Origin of the sequence: Pantoea osteomyelitidis, assembly GCF_044342975.1 — a bacterium.
GTDB classification, from domain to species: Bacteria; Pseudomonadota; Gammaproteobacteria; order Enterobacterales; family Enterobacteriaceae; genus Pantoea; species Pantoea osteomyelitidis.
In genome coordinates, this window is sequence record NZ_JBGFSN010000002.1 from 184,692 (window position 1) to 201,971 (window position 17,280).

General features: G+C 56.8%; 16 protein-coding genes, 6 tRNA genes and 1 other RNA gene. 7 read left to right on the forward strand and 16 right to left on the reverse strand.

Going from position 1 to position 17,280, the window contains the following annotated elements; translation table 11 throughout:
* Positions 1-100: 100 nt before the first annotated feature.
* From ptsH to cysZ, 3 genes are all read right to left on the reverse strand, one after another.
* Positions 101-358, reverse strand: a complete 258-nt coding sequence (gene ptsH / locus ABU178_RS02000; protein WP_007889063.1) for a phosphocarrier protein Hpr — start codon at positions 356-358, stop codon at positions 101-103.
* A gap of 388 nt (positions 359-746) precedes the next feature.
* Positions 747-1,718 (reverse strand): cysteine synthase A, encoded by a 972-nt coding sequence (gene cysK / locus ABU178_RS02005; RefSeq protein ID WP_397211476.1) that lies wholly within the window; start codon positions 1,716-1,718, stop codon positions 747-749.
* A gap of 151 nt (positions 1,719-1,869) precedes the next feature.
* A complete protein-coding gene (gene cysZ, locus ABU178_RS02010; protein ID WP_397211478.1) occupies positions 1,870-2,628 on the reverse strand; it encodes a sulfate transporter CysZ in 759 nt (252 codons plus the stop codon).
* Positions 2,629-2,846: 218 nt separating this feature from the next.
* On the opposite strand from cysZ, the gene zipA reads away from it, so the two are divergent.
* The 3 genes from zipA (at position 2,847) to ABU178_RS02025 (ending at position 6,151) form a co-directional block, all read left to right on the forward strand.
* The gene (zipA, locus tag ABU178_RS02015; RefSeq protein ID WP_397211480.1) at positions 2,847-3,839 is read left to right on the forward strand and encodes a cell division protein ZipA; all 993 of its coding nucleotides are present in this window, start codon (positions 2,847-2,849) and stop codon (positions 3,837-3,839) included.
* A gap of 76 nt (positions 3,840-3,915) precedes the next feature.
* Positions 3,916-5,934, forward strand: coding sequence for an NAD-dependent DNA ligase LigA (gene ligA, locus ABU178_RS02020; RefSeq protein ID WP_397211482.1), 2,019 nt, complete (start codon positions 3,916-3,918; stop codon positions 5,932-5,934).
* A 1-nt stretch (position 5,935) separates the two neighbouring features.
* Entirely contained in the window at positions 5,936-6,151 is a 216-nt protein-coding gene (locus tag ABU178_RS02025; protein ID WP_397211484.1) for a DUF3820 family protein, read from the forward strand.
* Between the two features lie 27 nt (positions 6,152-6,178).
* Here the strand turns inward: ABU178_RS02025 and ABU178_RS02030 are convergent, their stop codons facing one another.
* Positions 6,179-7,201 carry a bile acid:sodium symporter family protein gene (locus tag ABU178_RS02030; protein WP_397211486.1) on the reverse strand — a complete coding sequence of 341 codons (1,023 nt, stop codon included), beginning with the start codon at positions 7,199-7,201 and terminating at the stop codon, positions 6,179-6,181.
* A 95-nt stretch (positions 7,202-7,296) separates the two neighbouring features.
* Between ABU178_RS02030 and ABU178_RS02035 the strand changes: the two genes are divergently transcribed.
* On the forward strand, positions 7,297-8,217 hold the full coding sequence (locus ABU178_RS02035) for a LysR family transcriptional regulator (protein WP_397211488.1): 921 nt from the start codon (positions 7,297-7,299) through the stop codon (positions 8,215-8,217).
* On the opposite strand, the gene ABU178_RS02040 is transcribed toward ABU178_RS02035, so the two are convergent.
* The 6 genes from ABU178_RS02040 to ABU178_RS02065 form a co-directional block, all read right to left on the reverse strand.
* A complete protein-coding gene (locus tag ABU178_RS02040; protein WP_397211490.1) occupies positions 8,214-8,543 on the reverse strand; it encodes a FlxA-like family protein in 330 nt (109 codons plus the stop codon). The genes ABU178_RS02035 and ABU178_RS02040 overlap by 4 nt on opposite strands.
* 153 nt (positions 8,544-8,696) lie before the next feature.
* A non-coding RNA gene (locus ABU178_RS02045) (RtT sRNA) lies at positions 8,697-8,833 on the reverse strand.
* A 45-nt stretch (positions 8,834-8,878) separates the two neighbouring features.
* Positions 8,879-8,954, reverse strand: a tRNA-Lys gene (locus tag ABU178_RS02050).
* A gap of 4 nt (positions 8,955-8,958) precedes the next feature.
* Positions 8,959-9,034, reverse strand: a tRNA-Val gene (locus ABU178_RS02055).
* 30 nt (positions 9,035-9,064) lie between these two features.
* Positions 9,065-9,140: transfer RNA gene (locus tag ABU178_RS02060), tRNA-Val, on the reverse strand.
* A gap of 37 nt (positions 9,141-9,177) precedes the next feature.
* Positions 9,178-9,253, reverse strand: a tRNA-Val gene (locus ABU178_RS02065).
* A 271-nt stretch (positions 9,254-9,524) separates the two neighbouring features.
* Here ABU178_RS02065 and gltX point away from each other — a divergent pair.
* Positions 9,525-10,940 (forward strand): glutamate--tRNA ligase, encoded by a 1,416-nt coding sequence (gene gltX / locus ABU178_RS02070; RefSeq protein WP_397211492.1) that lies wholly within the window; start codon positions 9,525-9,527, stop codon positions 10,938-10,940.
* A 39-nt stretch (positions 10,941-10,979) separates the two neighbouring features.
* Here the strand turns inward: gltX and ABU178_RS02075 are convergent, their stop codons facing one another.
* Positions 10,980-11,333, reverse strand: a complete 354-nt coding sequence (locus ABU178_RS02075; protein ID WP_397211577.1) for a YfeC-like transcriptional regulator — start codon at positions 11,331-11,333, stop codon at positions 10,980-10,982.
* A 117-nt stretch (positions 11,334-11,450) separates the two neighbouring features.
* Positions 11,451-12,239: a formate/nitrite transporter family protein gene (locus ABU178_RS02080; protein ID WP_397211494.1), complete on the reverse strand. Its 789-nt coding sequence runs from the start codon at positions 12,237-12,239 to the stop codon at positions 11,451-11,453.
* Between the two features lie 398 nt (positions 12,240-12,637).
* Between ABU178_RS02080 and ABU178_RS02085 the strand changes: the two genes are divergently transcribed.
* Both ABU178_RS02085 and ABU178_RS02090 read left to right on the forward strand, forming a co-directional pair.
* Positions 12,638-12,713, forward strand: a tRNA-Ala gene (locus ABU178_RS02085).
* 44 nt (positions 12,714-12,757) lie between these two features.
* A tRNA-Ala gene (locus tag ABU178_RS02090) sits at positions 12,758-12,833 on the forward strand.
* A gap of 54 nt (positions 12,834-12,887) precedes the next feature.
* Here ABU178_RS02090 and ABU178_RS02095 read toward each other — a convergent pair.
* Genes ABU178_RS02095 through ABU178_RS02110 form a run of 4 tightly spaced genes read right to left on the reverse strand, consistent with a single transcriptional unit; the run spans position 12,888 to position 17,140 of the window.
* Entirely contained in the window at positions 12,888-14,495 is a 1,608-nt protein-coding gene (locus tag ABU178_RS02095) for a rhodanese homology domain-containing protein (RefSeq protein WP_397211496.1), read from the reverse strand.
* Positions 14,488-15,078 carry a cysteine dioxygenase gene (locus ABU178_RS02100; protein WP_397211498.1) on the reverse strand — a complete coding sequence of 197 codons (591 nt, stop codon included), beginning with the start codon at positions 15,076-15,078 and terminating at the stop codon, positions 14,488-14,490. The genes ABU178_RS02095 and ABU178_RS02100 overlap by 8 nt, the downstream gene beginning before the upstream one ends.
* The gene (locus ABU178_RS02105) at positions 15,075-16,055 is read right to left on the reverse strand and encodes an ABC transporter substrate-binding protein (protein ID WP_397211500.1); all 981 of its coding nucleotides are present in this window, start codon (positions 16,053-16,055) and stop codon (positions 15,075-15,077) included. Before ABU178_RS02105 ends, ABU178_RS02100 begins: the two co-directional genes overlap by 4 nt.
* Positions 16,055-17,140 carry an LLM class flavin-dependent oxidoreductase gene (locus tag ABU178_RS02110; RefSeq protein ID WP_397211501.1) on the reverse strand — a complete coding sequence of 362 codons (1,086 nt, stop codon included), beginning with the start codon at positions 17,138-17,140 and terminating at the stop codon, positions 16,055-16,057. Before ABU178_RS02110 ends, ABU178_RS02105 begins: the two co-directional genes overlap by 1 nt.
* Between the last annotated feature and the right edge of the window lie 140 nt (positions 17,141-17,280).

The window sequence follows — 17,280 nt, forward strand, 5'->3', positions numbered from 1 at the left end:
GTGTACTCTACGGATGCAATAACGCGGACAGATTGTCCGCGATCAAGATGTTTGCACTCAATGGGGCAAATGAGACGGTTTAGTTAAAAACTGAGCGGCGTTATTCCAGCTCAGCCATCAGTTTAACCAGATGCTCAACGGCTTGTTGCTCATCTTCGCCTTCTGCTGACAGCGTAACAACGGTACCCTGGGTCAGACCCAGCGTCTGCAGCTTGAACAGACTTTTCGCGCTGGCGGACTTGCCGTTAGAGGTAACGGTAATTTCAGACTGAAACGCTTTGGCTTCTTTCACAAATTGCGCAGCAGGGCGGGTATGCAGACCGTTAGGTGCGGTAATGGTAACTTCTTGCTGGAACATTCTATTTCCCCAACTTTATCAGGTTTGGTTTTATGGATCTAAAGTCTAGCCTGGAGCCGTCACTTTAGCCTGTCCAGGTGCGCTGGTATAGCCTGTCGCTGACCAAAAAATGCGCCTGAATGAATAACTCATTCCAGGGAACGGGTCAGGTCATGACTGACGCCTTTCCTCTGTTCATTATGCCGTGTTTCGCCGTCTCGCCAAATGCCTAAATCGATTCAGCTTGATCCAGTTCACGGTATGATTAATTTCGGGCAGTGAAATAATTGCCAGCTTAAATACCAGAGCCTCAACACTGAAATCAATCTGCCGGTGAGTGAAAGTGAGATCCAGCCCACAAAAAAGCACCCATCAGGGTGCTTTTTCATCGTTTTTCAGACTTTCAGCATTACTGCTGCAACTCTTTTTCCGTGAACAGGTCGGCAAACAGTGCGGTACTCAGGTAGCGTTCGCCGGAAGAGGGCAGAATCACCACGATATTTTTGTTAGCGAAGGCTTCATCTTCCTGCAACTTGAGCGCGGCGGCAACGGCTGCGCCGGAAGAGATACCGGCGAGGATGCCTTCTTCTTCCATCAGCTTGCGGGCCATGCCGATCGCTTCTTCGTTAGTGATCGCTACCACGCGATCGACCAGGCTCAAATCCAGGTTGCCCGGAATAAAGCCCGCGCCAATACCCTGAATTTTGTGCGGACCTGGCTTAAGCTCTTCGCCTGCCAGCGCCTGAGCGATAACCGGCGAATCGGTCGGTTCTACCGCGACGGTGAGCAGATCTTTTTTGCCCTTGGTATTCTTGATATAGCGACTGACGCCGGTCAGCGTGCCGCCGGTACCTACGCCGGAAATGAAGACGTCAACGCTGCCGTCGGTATCTTCCCAGATCTCCGGGCCGGTGGTTTTTTCGTGGATTTCCGGATTCGCCGGATTACTGAACTGCTGCAGCAGAACATATTTGTCCGGGTTGCTGGCAACAATCTCTTCCGCTTTGGCGATGGCGCCTTTCATGCCTTTGGCGCCTTCGGTGAGTTCGAGACTCGCGCCCAAGGCTTTCAGCAATTTGCGACGCTCAACGGACATGGTTTCCGGCATGGTCAATGTCAGCTTGTAACCGCGCGCGGCGGCGACATAGGCTAATGCGATACCGGTATTGCCGCTGGTGGGTTCTACCAGTTCAACGCCGGGCTTGAGAATGCCGCGTTTCTCTGCGTCCCAAATCATATTGGCGCCGATACGGCATTTCACGCTGAAACTGGGGTTACGGGATTCAACCTTTGCCAGGATACGGCCATTGCCGATGCGGTTCAGTCGAACCAGCGGCGTATGACCAATTGTCAAAGAGTTATCTTCATAGATCTTACTCATAGCCCGTCCTTAAACTGTATGAAATAGGGTGAATCATCAGAGCATACGCTTTCTGCCTCTGCACGGAAGTAAAGAAATCGTATATCTATATGTCGCACGGCAATAAGCCTTTGAGAAAAATGCATAAGCCGATGTGGCGCACGTTTTTCGCTTACAGCCGTCCTGACTGCGCGCGATAACGATCCACCCACATGGCCGTCGCGCCGCAGACCGCAACCGGCATAATCGCCAGGTTAAGTATCGGAATCATGGTAAACAGGCTGACCAGCGCGCCAAACTGCATATTGGCGGTTTTATGCTGGCGCAGGGCGTTGCGCATCTGCCGAAAGCTGACCTTATGGTTATCGAAAGGGTAGTCGCAATACTGCACGGAAAGCATCCAGGCGCTGAACAGAAACCAGAGCACCGGCGCCACCGTCTGGCCAAAGCCGGGAATAAAGTAGAGCAGTAGCAGGCCCAGCGCGCGCGGCAGGTAATAGCCCAGCTTTTGCAGCTCGCGCTTCATAATACGCGGCACATCTTTCACCATCGCGGCCCAGCCGCTGTCCGGCAGGGGCTTGCCGGTAAGTCGTCCTTCCAGCTGCTCCGCCAGCAGGCCGCAAAAGGGCGCCGCGATCCAGTTGGCGATGGTGGAAAAAAAGTAGCTGAACACCAGCACGATGGAGATCACCGAGAGCGGCCAAATCAGATAGCTGAGCCACTGCAGCCAGTCCGGAATATGGCTCAACAAGCGCGGAATCCAGTCGCCAAGACGATAAAAAAGCCAGATAAAGGCGCCGCCCAGCAGCAGGATGTTGACCAGTAGCGGAATTAACACAAAGCGACGGATGCCCGGCAGGCGAATCAGCCGCCATCCTTGCGTAAAGTAATGCACTCCATTAAATGATGAGACGGAATTCTCACGGGCCATAAACGGCGAATCTCCACAATTGTCAGGGCGCAACTATCATAACCTGGCTTTTTGTCCTGACCATGGGAGTTTTGAACGAAAAATCAGCAAAAAAGCGTGGGGCAGCTATCTTATTTGTCAGAAAATACTGCGCACACTTGCACTTGTGTAGCAGGGCAAATACAGTTAGAGGATAAAGTTTGCCGCGGTGGCAAGGTATTGGAACAACAGAGAATACAATGATGCAGGATTTGCGTCTGATATTAATCGTTGTTGGCGCGATCGCCATTATAGCGCTTCTTCTTCACGGTCTGTGGACCAGCCGTAAAGAACGCTCGTCGGTGTTCCGCGATCGCCCGCATAAACGTCTGAAACAGCGTGATGATGAACCCCTGAGCGACGACGACGAGGAAGAAGAGGGCACAGGCGAAGTACGCGTCCGCCGCGATCGTCCCGTACATGAAGAACCCAAATTTGACGGTTTCAGTGAAGCTGATGACGCGCCGCAGTCACAGCCTGAGCCTGTGCGTCAGCCTGCGCCGCGTCGTGAGCCGCAGCCTGACAACGATCCGCTGTTTACTGCGCCGACAGAGCCGCGTCCGCAGCCGCCACGCGCGCAGCCTGCGCCGCAGCCGGAGGTAAAACCGGTTGCGCAGCCGCAACAGGTCCAGGCCGATCCGCTGCTGGATCAGGAACCGCTGACCGCCGTTCAGCCGCAGCCGGAAATTCAGGCGGAGCCGGAACCCATGCCGCAGCATGCGCTGGAAACGCAGCCGCAGCCGAAACCCAGCGAATCAGCCCCCTCCGGCAATAAAGAGGCGGTACTGGTGCTACACGTTGCCGCTCATGCGGGCGGCGCTCTGAACGGCGAAGCGTTGTTACAGGGGATTTTGCAGGCGGGATTCCAGTTTGGCGAAATGAACATCTTTCATCGTCATCTCAGCCCGGCAGGCAGCGGCCCGGTGCTGTTCAGCCTGGCTAACATGGTGAAACCGGGATCCTTTAACCCGGATGAGATGTCTAACTTCACCACGCCGGGGATCTCTATCTTTATGATGGTGCCTTCCTACGGCGATGCGAACCAGAACTTCAAGTTGATGCTGCAATCCGCACAGCGTATTGCCGATGATGTGGGCGGCGTGGTGCTGGATGACGAGCGTCGTATGATGACGCCGCAAAAGCTGGAAACTTACAAAGCCCGCATTCGCGAGGTCGTTGAGGCGAAAAGCTAACGCGCCGTGCGGCAAGTTAATGATGACGTTTTACCAAACCCCCGCCTGTCGGGGGTTTTTTATCTGATGGGGCCATATGAAATCCGTTCAGGAGCAGTTAACTGAGTTGCGCACCACGCTGCGCCATCATGAATATCTTTATCACGTTATGGATGCGCCGGAGATCCCGGATGCGGAATATGATCGTCTGATGCGCGAGCTGAGGGCGCTGGAAGAGCAGCATCCCGAGCTGATTACTCCCGATTCGCCCACGCAACGCGTGGGGGCCGCACCGCTTACCGTTTTCGAGCAGGTACGCCATGAGGTGCCGATGCTGTCGTTGGATAACGTCTTTGACGAGACGAGTTATCTGGCTTTCAACAAGCGCGTGCAGGATCGTCTGAAAAGCAGCGATGCGATTACCTTCTGCTGCGAGCTGAAGCTCGATGGCCTCGCGGTAAGCCTGCTGTATGAAGAGGGTCTGCTGGTGCGCGCGGCGACGCGCGGCGACGGCACCACCGGTGAAAACATCACCAGCAACGTACGTACCATCTATGCCATTCCGCTGCGGCTCAAGGGCGACAACATTCCTGCCCGGCTGGAAGTGCGCGGCGAAGTCTTTATGACGCAGAGCGGATTTGAAAAGCTCAACGAGGAAGCGCGCAGAACAGGCGGCAAGGTATTTGCTAACCCGCGTAATGCGGCGGCGGGATCGCTGCGTCAGCTCGATCCGCGCATTACCGCGAAACGTCCGCTCACCTTCTTCTGCTACGGTTTCGGCCTGCTGGAAGGGGGCGAGATGCCCGCCAGCCACTGGGAACGATTGCAGCAGCTCAAGGCCTGGGGCCTGCCGGTCAGCGATCGCCTTCGTCTGGTGAACTCTGCCGAAGAGGTGCTCGATTTCTATCACCAGGTGGAAAACGATCGCCCCACGCTCGGCTTTGACATCGATGGCGTAGTGATCAAGGTCGATTCTCAGGCGCTGCGCGACCAGCTCGGTTTTGTCGCGCGCGCGCCGCGCTGGGCCGTTGCGTTCAAATTCCCGGCGCAGGAGCAGATGACTTTTGTGCGTGACGTGGAGTTTCAGGTGGGGCGAACCGGCGCCATTACGCCAGTGGCGCGCCTCGAGCCGGTGCTGGTTGCCGGCGTGATGGTCAGCAACGCCACGCTGCACAATGCCGATGAGATTGAGCGTCTGGGACTGCGCATCGGCGACAAAGTGGTGATTCGCCGTGCCGGCGACGTGATCCCGCAGGTGGTTAACGTGGTGGAATCTGATCGTCCGGCGGAGACGCAAGAGGTGCATTTCCCAACCCACTGTCCCGTCTGCGGTTCTGACGTCGAGCGGGTAGAGGGGGAAGCGGTGGCGCGCTGCACCGGCGGCCTGATTTGTGGCGCGCAGCGTAAAGAGGCGCTGAAACACTTCGTCTCACGGCGCGCGATGGATGTTGACGGGATGGGCGATAAGATTATCGACCAGCTGGTGGAAAAAGAGTATGTGAAAACCCCGGCCGATCTGTTCCGTCTTACGGCAGGCAAGCTCACCGGCCTGGATCGTATGGGGCCGAAATCGGCGCAGAACGTTGTCGATGCGCTGAACAAAGCCAAAGAGACCACGCTGGCGCGTTTCCTCTACGCGCTGGGGATTCGTGAGGTCGGCGAGGCCACGGCGGCAAATCTGGCGAGCCATTTTGGCTCGATCAACAAGGTAATGGAGGCCGACCTGGAGGCGCTGATGGCGGTGCAGGATGTCGGCAAAGTGGTTGCTGCGCACGTACGTAACTTCATGGAAGAGGAGAGCAATCGCGAGGTAATTCGCCAGCTGATCGAAGAAGCGGGCATCCACTGGCCAGCGGTTGAGGTGGTTAATGCGCAGGAGATGGATAACCCCTTTGCAGGTAAAACCGTGGTACTCACCGGCTCGCTGACCATTATGACGCGTGACGATGCGAAAGATCGCCTCACCGCGATGGGCGCGAAAGTCAGCGGCAGCGTTTCAAAGAAAACCGATCTGGTTATCGCTGGCGAAGCGGCCGGTTCCAAGCTGGCGAAGGCGCAGGAGCTGGGCATCGACGTGATTGATGAAGCGGAAATGATCCGGCTGCTGGGAGAATAAGGTGGAGAAACAGCATCTGATTGAGATCGCCAACACCGCGATGCCCTTTGGCAAATACAAGGGGCGGATGCTGATCGATCTTCCCGAGCCTTATCTGCTCTGGTTCGCCCGCAGCGGCGAGTTTCCATCCGGCCATCTGGGCGAGCTGATGCAAATGACGCTGGCGATCAAAATCGAAGGATTAGAGGGGCTGGTAAAGCCCCTTAAACAGGGGTGACGCGGGCTGCTCAGGCCCGCGACTGATTTACTTCTGTGACTGCACCACGCGCTTCGCTGTCGCCTGGTGCTGCTTCTCCGCTTCCGCCTTCTCATTACTCTTTTTGTAGCGCTGGGCGATGAAGGAGCAGACCATCAGCTGCACCTGATGGAACACCATCAGCGGCAGCACGATAATCCCCACGTTGCTGGCCGGGAACAGAATGTTCGCCATCGGCACGCCGTTCGCCAGGCTCTTTTTCGAGCCGCAGAACAGCACAACGATCTCATCGGCGCGTTTGAAACCAAACAGGCGGGCAGCGCCAAAGTTAATCGCCAGCGCTACAAACAGCAGCAGCAGGGTACCGGCAAGGATCCAGAGCAGGGTATCCAGCCCAACGCGATGCCAGATGCCGTTCACTACCGCCGCACTGAAGGCAGAATAAACCACCAACAGAATCGAGGTCTGATCCGTTTTACCAATCAGGCTGCGATGTTTTTCAACCCAGCCGCCAATCCAGCGACGGGAAATATGCCCAAGCACGAAAGGCACCAGCAGCTGCAGCATGATTTTACCAATCTGCTCCAGGCCGTTGCTCGGCGCATCGCTGTGGACATTCATCACCAGATTGACCAGCAGCGGAGAAATAAAGACGCCGAGCAGGCTGGAGGCCGATGCGCTACATACCGCAGCCGCCACGTTGCCGCCCGCCATCGAGGTAAAAGCGATAGCTGACTGCACAGTCGCAGGCAAAATACAGAGATACAAAAAGCCGGTATAGATTTCCGTGCCGATGTTCACCGGATGCCACCAGACCAGCAGCACGCCCAGAATCGGAAACACCACAAAGGTGCTGCACATAATCCACAGATGCAGACGCCAGTGGCTGCTGCCGGCAATGATCTTCTCACGCGACAGTTTGGCGCCGTGCATAAAAAACAGCAGCGCAATCGCTGCCGTGGTCAGCCATTCAAAAAAATCTACAAAGCCGCCTCGTGCCGGCAGGAAGGTCGCCAGCAGTACGGTGATGATGAGCTTGATCATCATCGGATCGAGTCGTAAGAATCCCATTGTTACAATCCGGTTAAAAAAAGATGCGGATGATTGTGCGCGATATGGGTTTAGAAATAAAATTGATTTATTGCATTAATCTATGAGCGCAATCGATGAATTACACCTTACGGCAGCTGAAAATTTTTGTGGCGGTGGCGCAACATGGCGGTTTCAGCCAGGCGGGACAGGTAATCGGCCTGAGCCAGTCGGCAGTGAGTCACAGTATCAAAGAGCTGGAAGCGGAGATGGGGGTACGCCTGCTGGACCGCACCACGCGCGAAGTGATACTCACCGAAGCGGGCCAACAGCTGGCGTCACGCATGGAAAGATTGCTCGAAGAGCTGAACACCACGCTGCTTGATATTCGCAGTTTTGGCGAGCAGCGCAGCGGTACGGTGCGTGTCGCCGCCAGCCAGACCATCTCGGCTCATCTGATGCCGCAATGCCTGGCCGCCAGCCAGCAAAGTTATCCTGAGATTAAGATTATCCTGCACGATCGCGTCCAGCAGTGGGTGCTGCAAAGCGTGCGCAACGGCGAGGTGGATTTCGGTATTGTTATCGGTCCCCTGGCCGATGCGGATTTTGATTACCAGCCGATTCTCGACGAGCCGTTTTTACTGCTGTGCCGTAACGATGATCCGCTGGCCCGTGAAGCGGCGCCGCAGTGGCAGATGCTGAACGGGCGCACCATGGTGCTACAGGATTACGCTTCGGGCAGCCGACTGCTGATTGATGCTGCGTTTCGCCAGCAGGGGATTAAGGTCAATATCGTGCAGGAAATTGGACATCCCGCCACGCTGTTTCCCATGGTTGAGGCGGGAATTGGCATCAGTATCCTGCCGGCGCTGGCGCTGCCCTTACCGGCCGGACGCGCTTTGACGGTACAGCGACTGCGCCCGGAAATTAACCGCAGCCTGATGCTGATCAAGCGTAAAAACCGGTCGCTGACGCCTGCGGCCGAGGCGATATGGCAGGAAGTGCGTCAGCAGGCGGAGCTGCTGACGCAACAGCGTTTACTCAAACCGGCGTTTTAGACGTAAACGTTTATCTGATTGCTCTCCGTCGGGCGGTTAATCCCGTCGGCCTTTATCTCATTAACCTGACTGGTTTCCTGATTTTGCTGGCTTTTTTCAGCCTGCTTCTGCTGAATTTGCGCCAGCTGTGCTTCCAGCATCTGAATCTGTGATTCCAGCAGCTGCTGCTGTTCGTTTTTCTCCTCGGTGGTGAGATCGTCGTTATTGGCCAGATCGTCAAGCTGCTTGGTGATGCTCTGAATCTGTTTATTGATGCTGGCAACCTGCGAAGCGGTACTGCCGCTGCTGCTGCCGCTGTTACTACTGATAGCTGAAATGGTGGACATCATTTTCTCCCTTGCAATAGTTCACTATCGTTATCGGAAAAGGCGGCTGTTGGCTTGAGGGAAGGGAGTGTTAAGGTTGTGAAAAGATGGGCACGCCAGGCATCGGGCGCTCAAAACGAAAAAAGCGCCCTGAGGGCGCTTTTTTCTGAAATCTGGTGGGTCGTGCAGGATAAGCCTCGGCCCATCCCTGGGCCTCGCCCTGCGGGTGATGCTGGCGCATCAGCCTGAATCGCTCCCGGCGATTCAGTCGAACCTGCGCAGGTTCTCATCCTGCACGCCAGGCATCGGGCGCTCAAAACGAAAAAAGCGCCCTGAGGGCGCTTTTTTTTGAAATCTGGTGGGTCGTGCAGGATTCGAACCTGCGACCAATTGATTAAAAGTCAACTGCTCTACCAACTGAGCTAACGACCCGAAATGGTGGGTGATGACGGGTTCGAACCGCCGACCCCCTCCTTGTAAGGGAGGTGCTCTACCAACTGAGCTAATCACCCATTCCGGTACTGCTTAACAAGAGAAGATTATGGTGGGTGATGACGGGTTCGAACCGCCGACCCCCTCCTTGTAAGGGAGGTGCTCTACCAACTGAGCTAATCACCCAATCTTATCTCTTGTTCACTGCGGGCCACCTGAAGAGTGGTGGGTGATGACGGGTTCGAACCGCCGACCCCCTCCTTGTAAGGGAGATGCTCTACCAACTGAGCTAATCACCCCCGCTGTGTGGAGTCGCATTATAGGGATAGTTGGAAGTGAGTCAACGCTTTTTAAAACTAAAATGTGCGTTCGCCGTAATTTTAGTCAGGATGGCTCGCATTTAGCCAATATGCTGGTTTTATTACCAGAAACGCGGCAAATCCTTGTTCCATTGCCCCGTCCCGGTCATTGAGGATTCATCGACAGGTGCTAGAATGTGCGCACTGTTTTTCGCGTCCAACCCGTTTTTTGTCATCCGGACAGAAAACCCGCGCATTAAGGCAATGCTGAATGAAACTGAAAACTCGCTTCGCGCCAAGCCCCACCGGCTATCTGCATGTGGGCGGCGCTCGTACCGCGCTCTATTCCTGGCTTTATGCCCGTCATAATCAGGGCGACTTTGTTCTGCGTATCGAAGATACCGATCTTGAACGCTCCACGCCGGAAGCCATTGAAGCCATTATGGATGGCATGAACTGGCTGAGCCTCGACTGGAATGAAGGTCCGTATTACCAGACTAAACGTTTTGATCGCTATAACGCCGTGATTGATGAGATGCTGGAAGCGGGCACTGCCTATAAATGCTATTGCTCCAGAGAGCGCCTTGAGCAACTGCGCGAAACCCAGATGGCGAACGGCGAAAAGCCGCGTTACGACGGCCACTGCCGTGACAGCCATGAGCATCACGCCGCTGATGAGCCTTGCGTGGTGCGCTTTCGCAATCCGCAGGAAGGTTCGGTGATCTTTGACGATCAGATTCGCGGCCCGATCGAATTCAGCAACCAGGAGCTGGACGATCTGATCATCCGCCGTACCGACGGTTCACCGACTTACAACTTCTGCGTGGTGGTGGACGACTGGGATATGGGCATCACCCATGTGATTCGTGGTGAAGACCATATCAACAACACGCCGCGTCAGATCAATATTCTGAAGGCGATTGGCGCGCAGGTGCCGATCTACGCGCACGTCTCGATGATTCTGGGCGACGACGGGAAAAAACTCTCTAAACGTCACGGCGCAGTAGGGGTGATGCAGTATCGTGATGATGGTTATCTGCCGGAAGCGCTGCTCAACTATCTGGTGCGTCTGGGCTGGTCCCACGGCGACCAGGAGATCTTTAGCGTGCCGGAGATGATTGAACTCTTCACGCTGGATGCCGTCAGCAAATCCGCCAGCGCCTTTAATACTGAAAAGCTGCTGTGGCTGAATCATCATTACATCAATACCCTTGAGCCGGAGTATGTGGCGACGCACCTGCAATGGCACATTGAGCAGCAGAATATTGATACCCGCACCGGCCCTGAACTGGCGCAGCTGGTTAAGCTGCTGGGCGAGCGCTGCAAAACGCTGAAAGAAATTGCGGCATCCTGCCGTTATTTCTATGAAGATTTTGACGCTTTCGATGCCGATGCGGCGAAGAAACATCTGCGTCCGGTCGCCCGTCAGGCGCTGGAAGTGGTGCGCGACAAGCTGGCGGCCATCAGCGACTGGACGGCAGAAAACGTGCATCAAGCGATTCAGAATACTGCTGATGAGCTGGAGCTGGGAATGGGTAAAGTCGGCATGCCGCTGCGCGTGGCGGTAACCGGCGCCGGGCAGTCGCCGGCACTGGATGTTACGGTGCAGGCTATCGGCCGCAGCCGCAGCGTGGCGCGCATTGAAAAAGCGCTGGCCTTTATCAGCGAGCGCGAAGCGCAGGCATAATCGTTTAAACCGGAGGCGGCGACGTTTCCGGTTTTCGCTTTACTCTTCCTGAATACCCAGTCGCTGCAGCACGCCTTTTATCCCTTCCCGCAACAAAAGCGCAGCCAACTGTTCCCGCTCGTGGAACGTCATTTGCTGGACAGAATTAATTAATAAGGCAGGTAATGTATTTTGCTGAACGTTATAGCTGGCGCCCGGCTCACTGGCGTGACGTGTGGATTTAATAAAACTTTTGACGCGTTCATCAATATGAACCAAACGCGCTTTGCCGCCCTGTACACCCGGTTTTGGCGCGGTTGTCCAGTTCTCACGTTTAATCCATTTATTCACGGTCTGACGGCTGTAACCGGTTTCCTGAGCAAGCTCTTCGGGAGTTAACCATTCCTTTTTCACGTCGCTATCCCTGTTGAATACATTAGCTGTACATCTTACAACAAATCGTAACAGGAAAAAGTAATGAGAAAGGGGGAAATTGCCTTTCGCCGGATGACAAAAGGCAAGGCTTATCAATTACTGAACGGTGCCGACGCGTTCGTTGCCGGGGCGGAAGGCGAGGAAATAGGCGAGACCAACAAACACTGCGCCGCCGACGCCGTTGCCGAGGAACACGGCCACAAAGTTCGGCAGGTATTCAGCCCAGCTCAGCTGACCGGCAAAAATGGCAGCCGGAACGATGAACATATTGGCGACGACGTGCTGGAAGCCGATTGCCACGAATGCCATCACCGGGAACCACATGCCGAAAATTTTGCCGACCACATCTTTACTGGCGAAGGCCAGCCAGACGGCGAGGCATACCAGCCAGTTACAGCCGATGCCGGAAATAAAGGCGTGCATGAAATCAGCGTTAACTTTCGCAGTAGCGATCGCCACGGTTTTCTTCAGGTAATCGCCTTCGGTCATGCCGAGCAGATGACCAAAGAACCAGGCGACGGCCAGGCTGCCGATAAAGTTAGCGATGGTGACCCAGAACCAGTTGCGCAGCAGGCTGTAACCGCTGATGCGACGCGCAAACCAGGCGATAGGCATGGTCATCATATTGCCGGTCAGCAGCTCGCCGCCCGCCAGCACGGTCAGGATCAGACCTACCGGGAAAACAGCCGCGCCCAGAAAGCCGCCGAATGAACCCCAGTCAGCCGGCAACTGGTTAATAACATGCAGATCGAGCAGGAACCCTGTTGCGATAAAAGCCCCGGCCATAAAGCCGAGAATAAGCAGTGTTGAGATGGAGGCCTGACTTTTAACAACGCCCGCCTGAATCGCCAGTTGTGCGATCTCTTTTGGTGTATGCAACGACATTATTATCTCGTTTTTATCAGTAGAAATGTTGAGGAGTAAAGCGCCAGCAAACAGCACAGCACGGCGTTGTCTGCTTAATTAGCGCGCTAAGTTTTGCACGGACCTTTAACGAAAACAAGAAAATTCCTATAACATCCTTAACGACTGATTAACCTGTTTATGCGCTTTTATTCTGGTTGCGGGCATTGCCGCAGCCTTAAGGCAAATTTATTGAGATGGGTACTAAAGGAAGGGGAAAGGGGGAAATCTGCTGCGGCGCTGCTGAAAAAAAATCCACTCTGTTGGCGGTTTGCCGCCTTTTTCAGCGATTAAGCGCAGAATCCAAAATTGGCGTTGACACCCTGAGGCCTGTTTCATATTATGCCGTCCGTCGATTAGTTACGACGGTTTTTCAGTTCGGGGCTATAGCTCAGCTGGGAGAGCGCTTGCATGGCATGCAAGAGGTCAGCGGTTCGATCCCGCTTAGCTCCACCAAACTGCTTCCCAACAGTTTGGCACTGAAAAATGATTCCAGATGTGGGGGTATAGCTCAGCTGGGAGAGCGCTTGCATGGCATGCAAGAGGTCAGCGGTTCGATCCCGCTTATCTCCACCAAATTCTCTGATTCCCTTTTATTGATTTTCAGGCGACTCCCTTCGCCCGATACCCTTATGCCGTGACGCTATCGCGCAATACGTTAAATCCGTGCGTGCCGTCGCGATCCAGCTGCGCGACCAGACCATATTCCCACTCCAGATAGGCCTGCATGGTTGCCGGATCGATATCCGTTCCTTCATAGGGACGACGGTAACGATCGATGGGCGGCGACAGTAACTGCTGTTCACCCGACTCCTCGGGCAGACCTGCCTCGCGCCAGGCCGCATTGCCGCCCGCCAGCACAAACACCGGCTTACCGCTCAGCTCAGCCACCTGCGCCAGCGCATAGCGCGCCAGCAGGCTGCTGCCGCAGGTGACTACGTAGCGTTCAGCCTCGGGCAGCAGCGCCTTGCCCTGTTGATGCAGCGTCGATCGCAGCAGCCAGGCCGCGCCGGGGATATGGCTTTTGATATGGTTGGCGCGCGTAGTGAAATCCAGTACCTGAGTGCCGCCTTGCTGCAGCCACTGCGCCAGCTGCTGCGGAGAAACTGTCTGCTGCGCAGGCAGTTCCGGCGTCTGCGCTCTCCAGTCGCCGCGCTCGCTGAAATCCGCTTCCGTCAGGCCATCCAGCACCGCCACCAGCCAGCCCATCTGCGCCAGCCAGGATGCCGTCATGTTGGCGCGAACGCCATCATCATCCGCCAGCACGATGCGCGCGCCGCGCACGCTGGCATAGTGATCGGTTTCCTGCACCAGCTGGCCGCCCGGCACATGACGACTGGCGGGCAGATGGCCTGCCGCAAACGCCTGCGCATCACGCACATCAAACAGGTAAGTGGTATGCGCTTCCTGCTGCCAGCGCGCCAGCTGCTTTTTGTCGATACGCTGCACCCCGGCCCGATCGGCCACCTGGCGCGCATGCTGAGCCGCGTGACGCCGCGCGGTTTCGCTGGTGTCTCCGTAGCGACGCGACTGCCCCTGCTCCAGTGCCAGGCCGGCCAGCGTCCAGCCGATAGTGCCATTACGCAAGGCATAAACCGGATTGCGAATCCCGGCGTTCACCAGCGACTGGGTGCCGATAATGCTGCGTGTGCGGCCAGCGCAGTTGACGATCACCGTGGTATCCGGCGACGGCGCCAGGTCGCGCACCCGCAGCACCAGCTCGGCACCGGGCACGCTGATGCCGCGCGGAATGCTCATCGTCTGGTATTCGTCAAAGCGGCGCGCATCCAGCACCACCACATCCGCCTCGCTGCGGATCAGCGCATCCACCTCGCGGGCGCTCAGCGACGGGGTGCGATTATGATGCTCCACCAGCTCGCCAAAGGCTTTGCCGGGCGAGTTAACGTCAATAAACAGCTCGCCGCCCGCTGCCTGCCAGCCGTTGAGATCGCCTGCCAGCAAGGCGACATCCTGATAACCCAGCGCGACAATACGCGCGGCGGCACTCTGCGCCAGCCCTTCGCCATTGTCATACAGCGTGATCGGCGTGGCGCGCCGCGGAATGCGATCCAGCAGCTCCAGCTCCAGTCTGGAGAGCGGAATATTCACGGCAAACAGCGGATGTCCGCTGGCGTAAAGCGCTTCATCGCGCACGTCAACCAGCGCCACTTCCTGCTGTTGGCGTAGCGCCTGCAAAATATCTGCGGCCTGGCGCAGAGGAAAATTCAGTTCAGCCATGTGAGAGATCCCAAATATTTGGCAGATAGCGGTTGCTGTAGCCAGAGATAAAGGTTTTTTCGCTGCCATCTTCGCGGTAAACCGCGCGCTTAACCGCGCCGATATTCGCGCCGTAAACGTGAATGCTCAGGGAAACGCGGTCGTCGAAGGCATTGCTGACGCGGTGAATATCGCCGACAGTGGGCGAGACCGCCTCCACGCTGCCGGGCTCAAGCCGCACGGGCGCGCCATCCGGCTGCAAGCCCCGCTCGCCGGGCCGCCAGGATTGGGAAATTTCCGCGCCGCGCAGCATGCCGATCAATCCCCATACGCGATGGTCGTGAATGGGCGTTGACTGGCCAGGTCCCCAGACAAAGCTCACCACCGAGAAACGCTGTTGCGCATCGGCGTAGAGCAAATATTGCTGGTAGCGCTCAGGATGCGGTTGGGCAAAGGTCTCGTCGAGCCAGTCATCGTGCTGAATCAGAGCGCGCAGCCATTCGCTGCCTTTTTCCAGAATGTCGCTTTCCGGCGGCTGGCTGTCGAGCAGGCCAGCCAGCCTGGCGACAAAATCGCGCAGTCGTTGATGATGCAGTTCACTCACGATTTGTTCTCCTTCTGCTGCTGTGCGATCTGGTTCGCCCCGGTGGCGAGGCTGAAGTCAAAAGCCTTGCTGACGTCAACACTCTGCGGCAGTACCTGATAGCGATGGAAAAAGTCCGCCGACCGTTGCAGGGTCGGGATCAGATCGGCATTAAAAACCAATGGGCGGATGCGTGCGTCGTCGATCCAGCTGGCGGTAATGGTTGTCGGCATATTCAGGGTTTTACCCAGTACGCGGGCAAACTCCTGTGGATGCTGCTGCGCCCAGACCTGCGCTTTGGCGAGGCGCGTCAGCAGATCGGCAATCGCCTGCCGCTTAGCGGGATCTTTCAACGCCTCGTTACGCGCCAGCGCGTAGGAGTAGCCGGACATAATATCGCGCCCGCCGCCATCCGGCACCCGTACCGTTCCGTCAACCTGGGTTGAGGTGGCGATATAGGGTTCCCAGGGGGCCCAGGCGGCTACCGCGCCCGACGTCAGCGCCGCGCGGCCATCCACCGGGTTAAGAAAACGCAGCGTCACGTCGGTGGGTTTCAGACCGGCGCGCTCCAGCAGTCCGAGGATCAGATAGTGGCCCCAGCCGCCGCGATTCACCGCAATCTGTTTACCCTTCAGATCCTGCAGCGAATGAATACCGGCATCGGGCCGCGTCAGCAGAGCGATGCTGTCCGGGTTGTTCTGCCACGCGCCTACCGCTTTCACCGGCGCGCCAGCGGCATAGACAAACAGGAAGGGCAGATCGCCGGTAAAGCCCACGTCCAGCGCACCGGCGTTCAGCGCTTCCTGCACCGGCGCGCCGGAGTCAAAGGCGGTCAGCCTGAGATCGTAAGGCAAATCTTTCAGCTCGCCGGACGCCTTCAGCGCGGCAAAACGATCGCCTTTCACATCGCCCAGACGCAGCGTTACCTTTGCGGCTGCCAGCGCGGGATGCAGGCTGAGCGCCAGCGTCAAACCAGCAAATAGCGCAGCCAGACGCATCAGGCGCTCCTTTTGCCAGCATTAAGCGCCGCGACTTTCTCGCGCGTCAGCGGGATAAGCTCCTCGCCATATTCCACCGCATCATTGAGCGGGTCGAAGCCGCGAATCAGCACGCTGTCGATGCCGAGCTGGTAATACTCCAGCAACGCATCGGAAACCTGATCTGGCGTGCCGACCAGCGCGGTGGAGTTATAGCCGCCCTGTACCAGTTTGGCGACGCCGGTCCACAGCACCTTATCCAGCCGGTCGCCCTGGTTTGCGGCCTCCAGCAGACGCTGCGCCCCCACGCTTTGCGGTTTTGGCAGGCCAAAGGTATAACCGCTCTCGTTCAACTGGTGCCTGGCCAGCTCGCGGATATGTTCTGCGCGCTCCCACGCCTCTTTTTCCGTTTTTCCCAGGATTGGCCGGAAAGAGATATTGAATTTGATATCGCGTCCCTGCTTCGCCGCCGCCGTGCGCACGTTACGCACGGTTTCCGCCGCGCCTGCCAGCGGCTCGCCCCACAGTGCAAACACATCGGCATGACGCGAGGCAACATCAATCGCTTCCGGCGACGAGCCGCCGAAATAGACCGGCAGCTTTTTCTGAAGAGGTTTAATCGCGGAGAAAGCCTGTTCGGCGCGGTAGAAATCGCCTTCATGATCGTAAGGCGCGGCGGACTCCAGGCTACGCTTCAGAACGCTGAGAAACTCATCGGTCCGCGCGTAACGCTGCGCCTTATCCAGATAGTCGCCATCCCGGCGCTGCTCGCTGTCGCTGCCGCCGCTGATAATATGCACCGCCAGGCGGCCATCGGTCAGGTGATCGAGCGAAGCGAGCTTACGGGCCGCGAGGGTGGGCGAGACAAATCCGGGGCGGTGCGCCAGCAGGAATTTCAACGTTGAGGTGTGCGCCGCCGCGTGCGCGGTCACCAGAAAGCCGTCTGGTTGATCGGACCAGTAGCCGACCAGAATGCGGTCAAAACCGGCCTGTTCGTGGGCGCGGGCAAAACTGGCGATATACTGCTTATCAAACAGCGGGCCGCTGGCGGGAATAATTTCCGAGGCCAGACGATGGCCGATCATGCCGAGGAATTGAATGCTCATGCTTTTCTCCTGATGTGAGGTCAGGAATCAAAACTACGGGCGCAGGGCGGCACAAAGGAAATGCCATATTGTGCAGAGGATTTGCAACAGGCGACTAAAGACGGCGAGGCGGGCTTAAGCGGCAGAAAACACAGATATAA

Coding starts and splice junctions, on each gene's coding strand:
- ptsH (WP_007889063.1), bottom strand. CDS start 358: ATGTTCCAGCAAGAAGTTACCATTACCGCACCTAACGGTCTGCATACC.
- cysK (WP_397211476.1), bottom strand. CDS start 1,718: ATGAGTAAGATCTATGAAGATAACTCTTTGACAATTGGTCATACGCCG.
- cysZ (WP_397211478.1), bottom strand. CDS start 2,628: ATGGCCCGTGAGAATTCCGTCTCATCATTTAATGGAGTGCATTACTTT.
- zipA (WP_397211480.1), top strand. CDS start 2,847: ATGATGCAGGATTTGCGTCTGATATTAATCGTTGTTGGCGCGATCGCC.
- ligA (WP_397211482.1), top strand. CDS start 3,916: ATGAAATCCGTTCAGGAGCAGTTAACTGAGTTGCGCACCACGCTGCGC.
- ABU178_RS02030 (WP_397211486.1), bottom strand. CDS start 7,201: ATGGGATTCTTACGACTCGATCCGATGATGATCAAGCTCATCATCACC.
- ABU178_RS02035 (WP_397211488.1), top strand. CDS start 7,297: ATGAATTACACCTTACGGCAGCTGAAAATTTTTGTGGCGGTGGCGCAA.
- ABU178_RS02040 (WP_397211490.1), bottom strand. CDS start 8,543: ATGTCCACCATTTCAGCTATCAGTAGTAACAGCGGCAGCAGCAGCGGC.
- gltX (WP_397211492.1), top strand. CDS start 9,525: ATGAAACTGAAAACTCGCTTCGCGCCAAGCCCCACCGGCTATCTGCAT.
- ABU178_RS02080 (WP_397211494.1), bottom strand. CDS start 12,239: ATGTCGTTGCATACACCAAAAGAGATCGCACAACTGGCGATTCAGGCG.
- ABU178_RS02095 (WP_397211496.1), bottom strand. CDS start 14,495: ATGGCTGAACTGAATTTTCCTCTGCGCCAGGCCGCAGATATTTTGCAG.
- ABU178_RS02105 (WP_397211500.1), bottom strand. CDS start 16,055: ATGCGTCTGGCTGCGCTATTTGCTGGTTTGACGCTGGCGCTCAGCCTG.
- ABU178_RS02110 (WP_397211501.1), bottom strand. CDS start 17,140: ATGAGCATTCAATTCCTCGGCATGATCGGCCATCGTCTGGCCTCGGAA.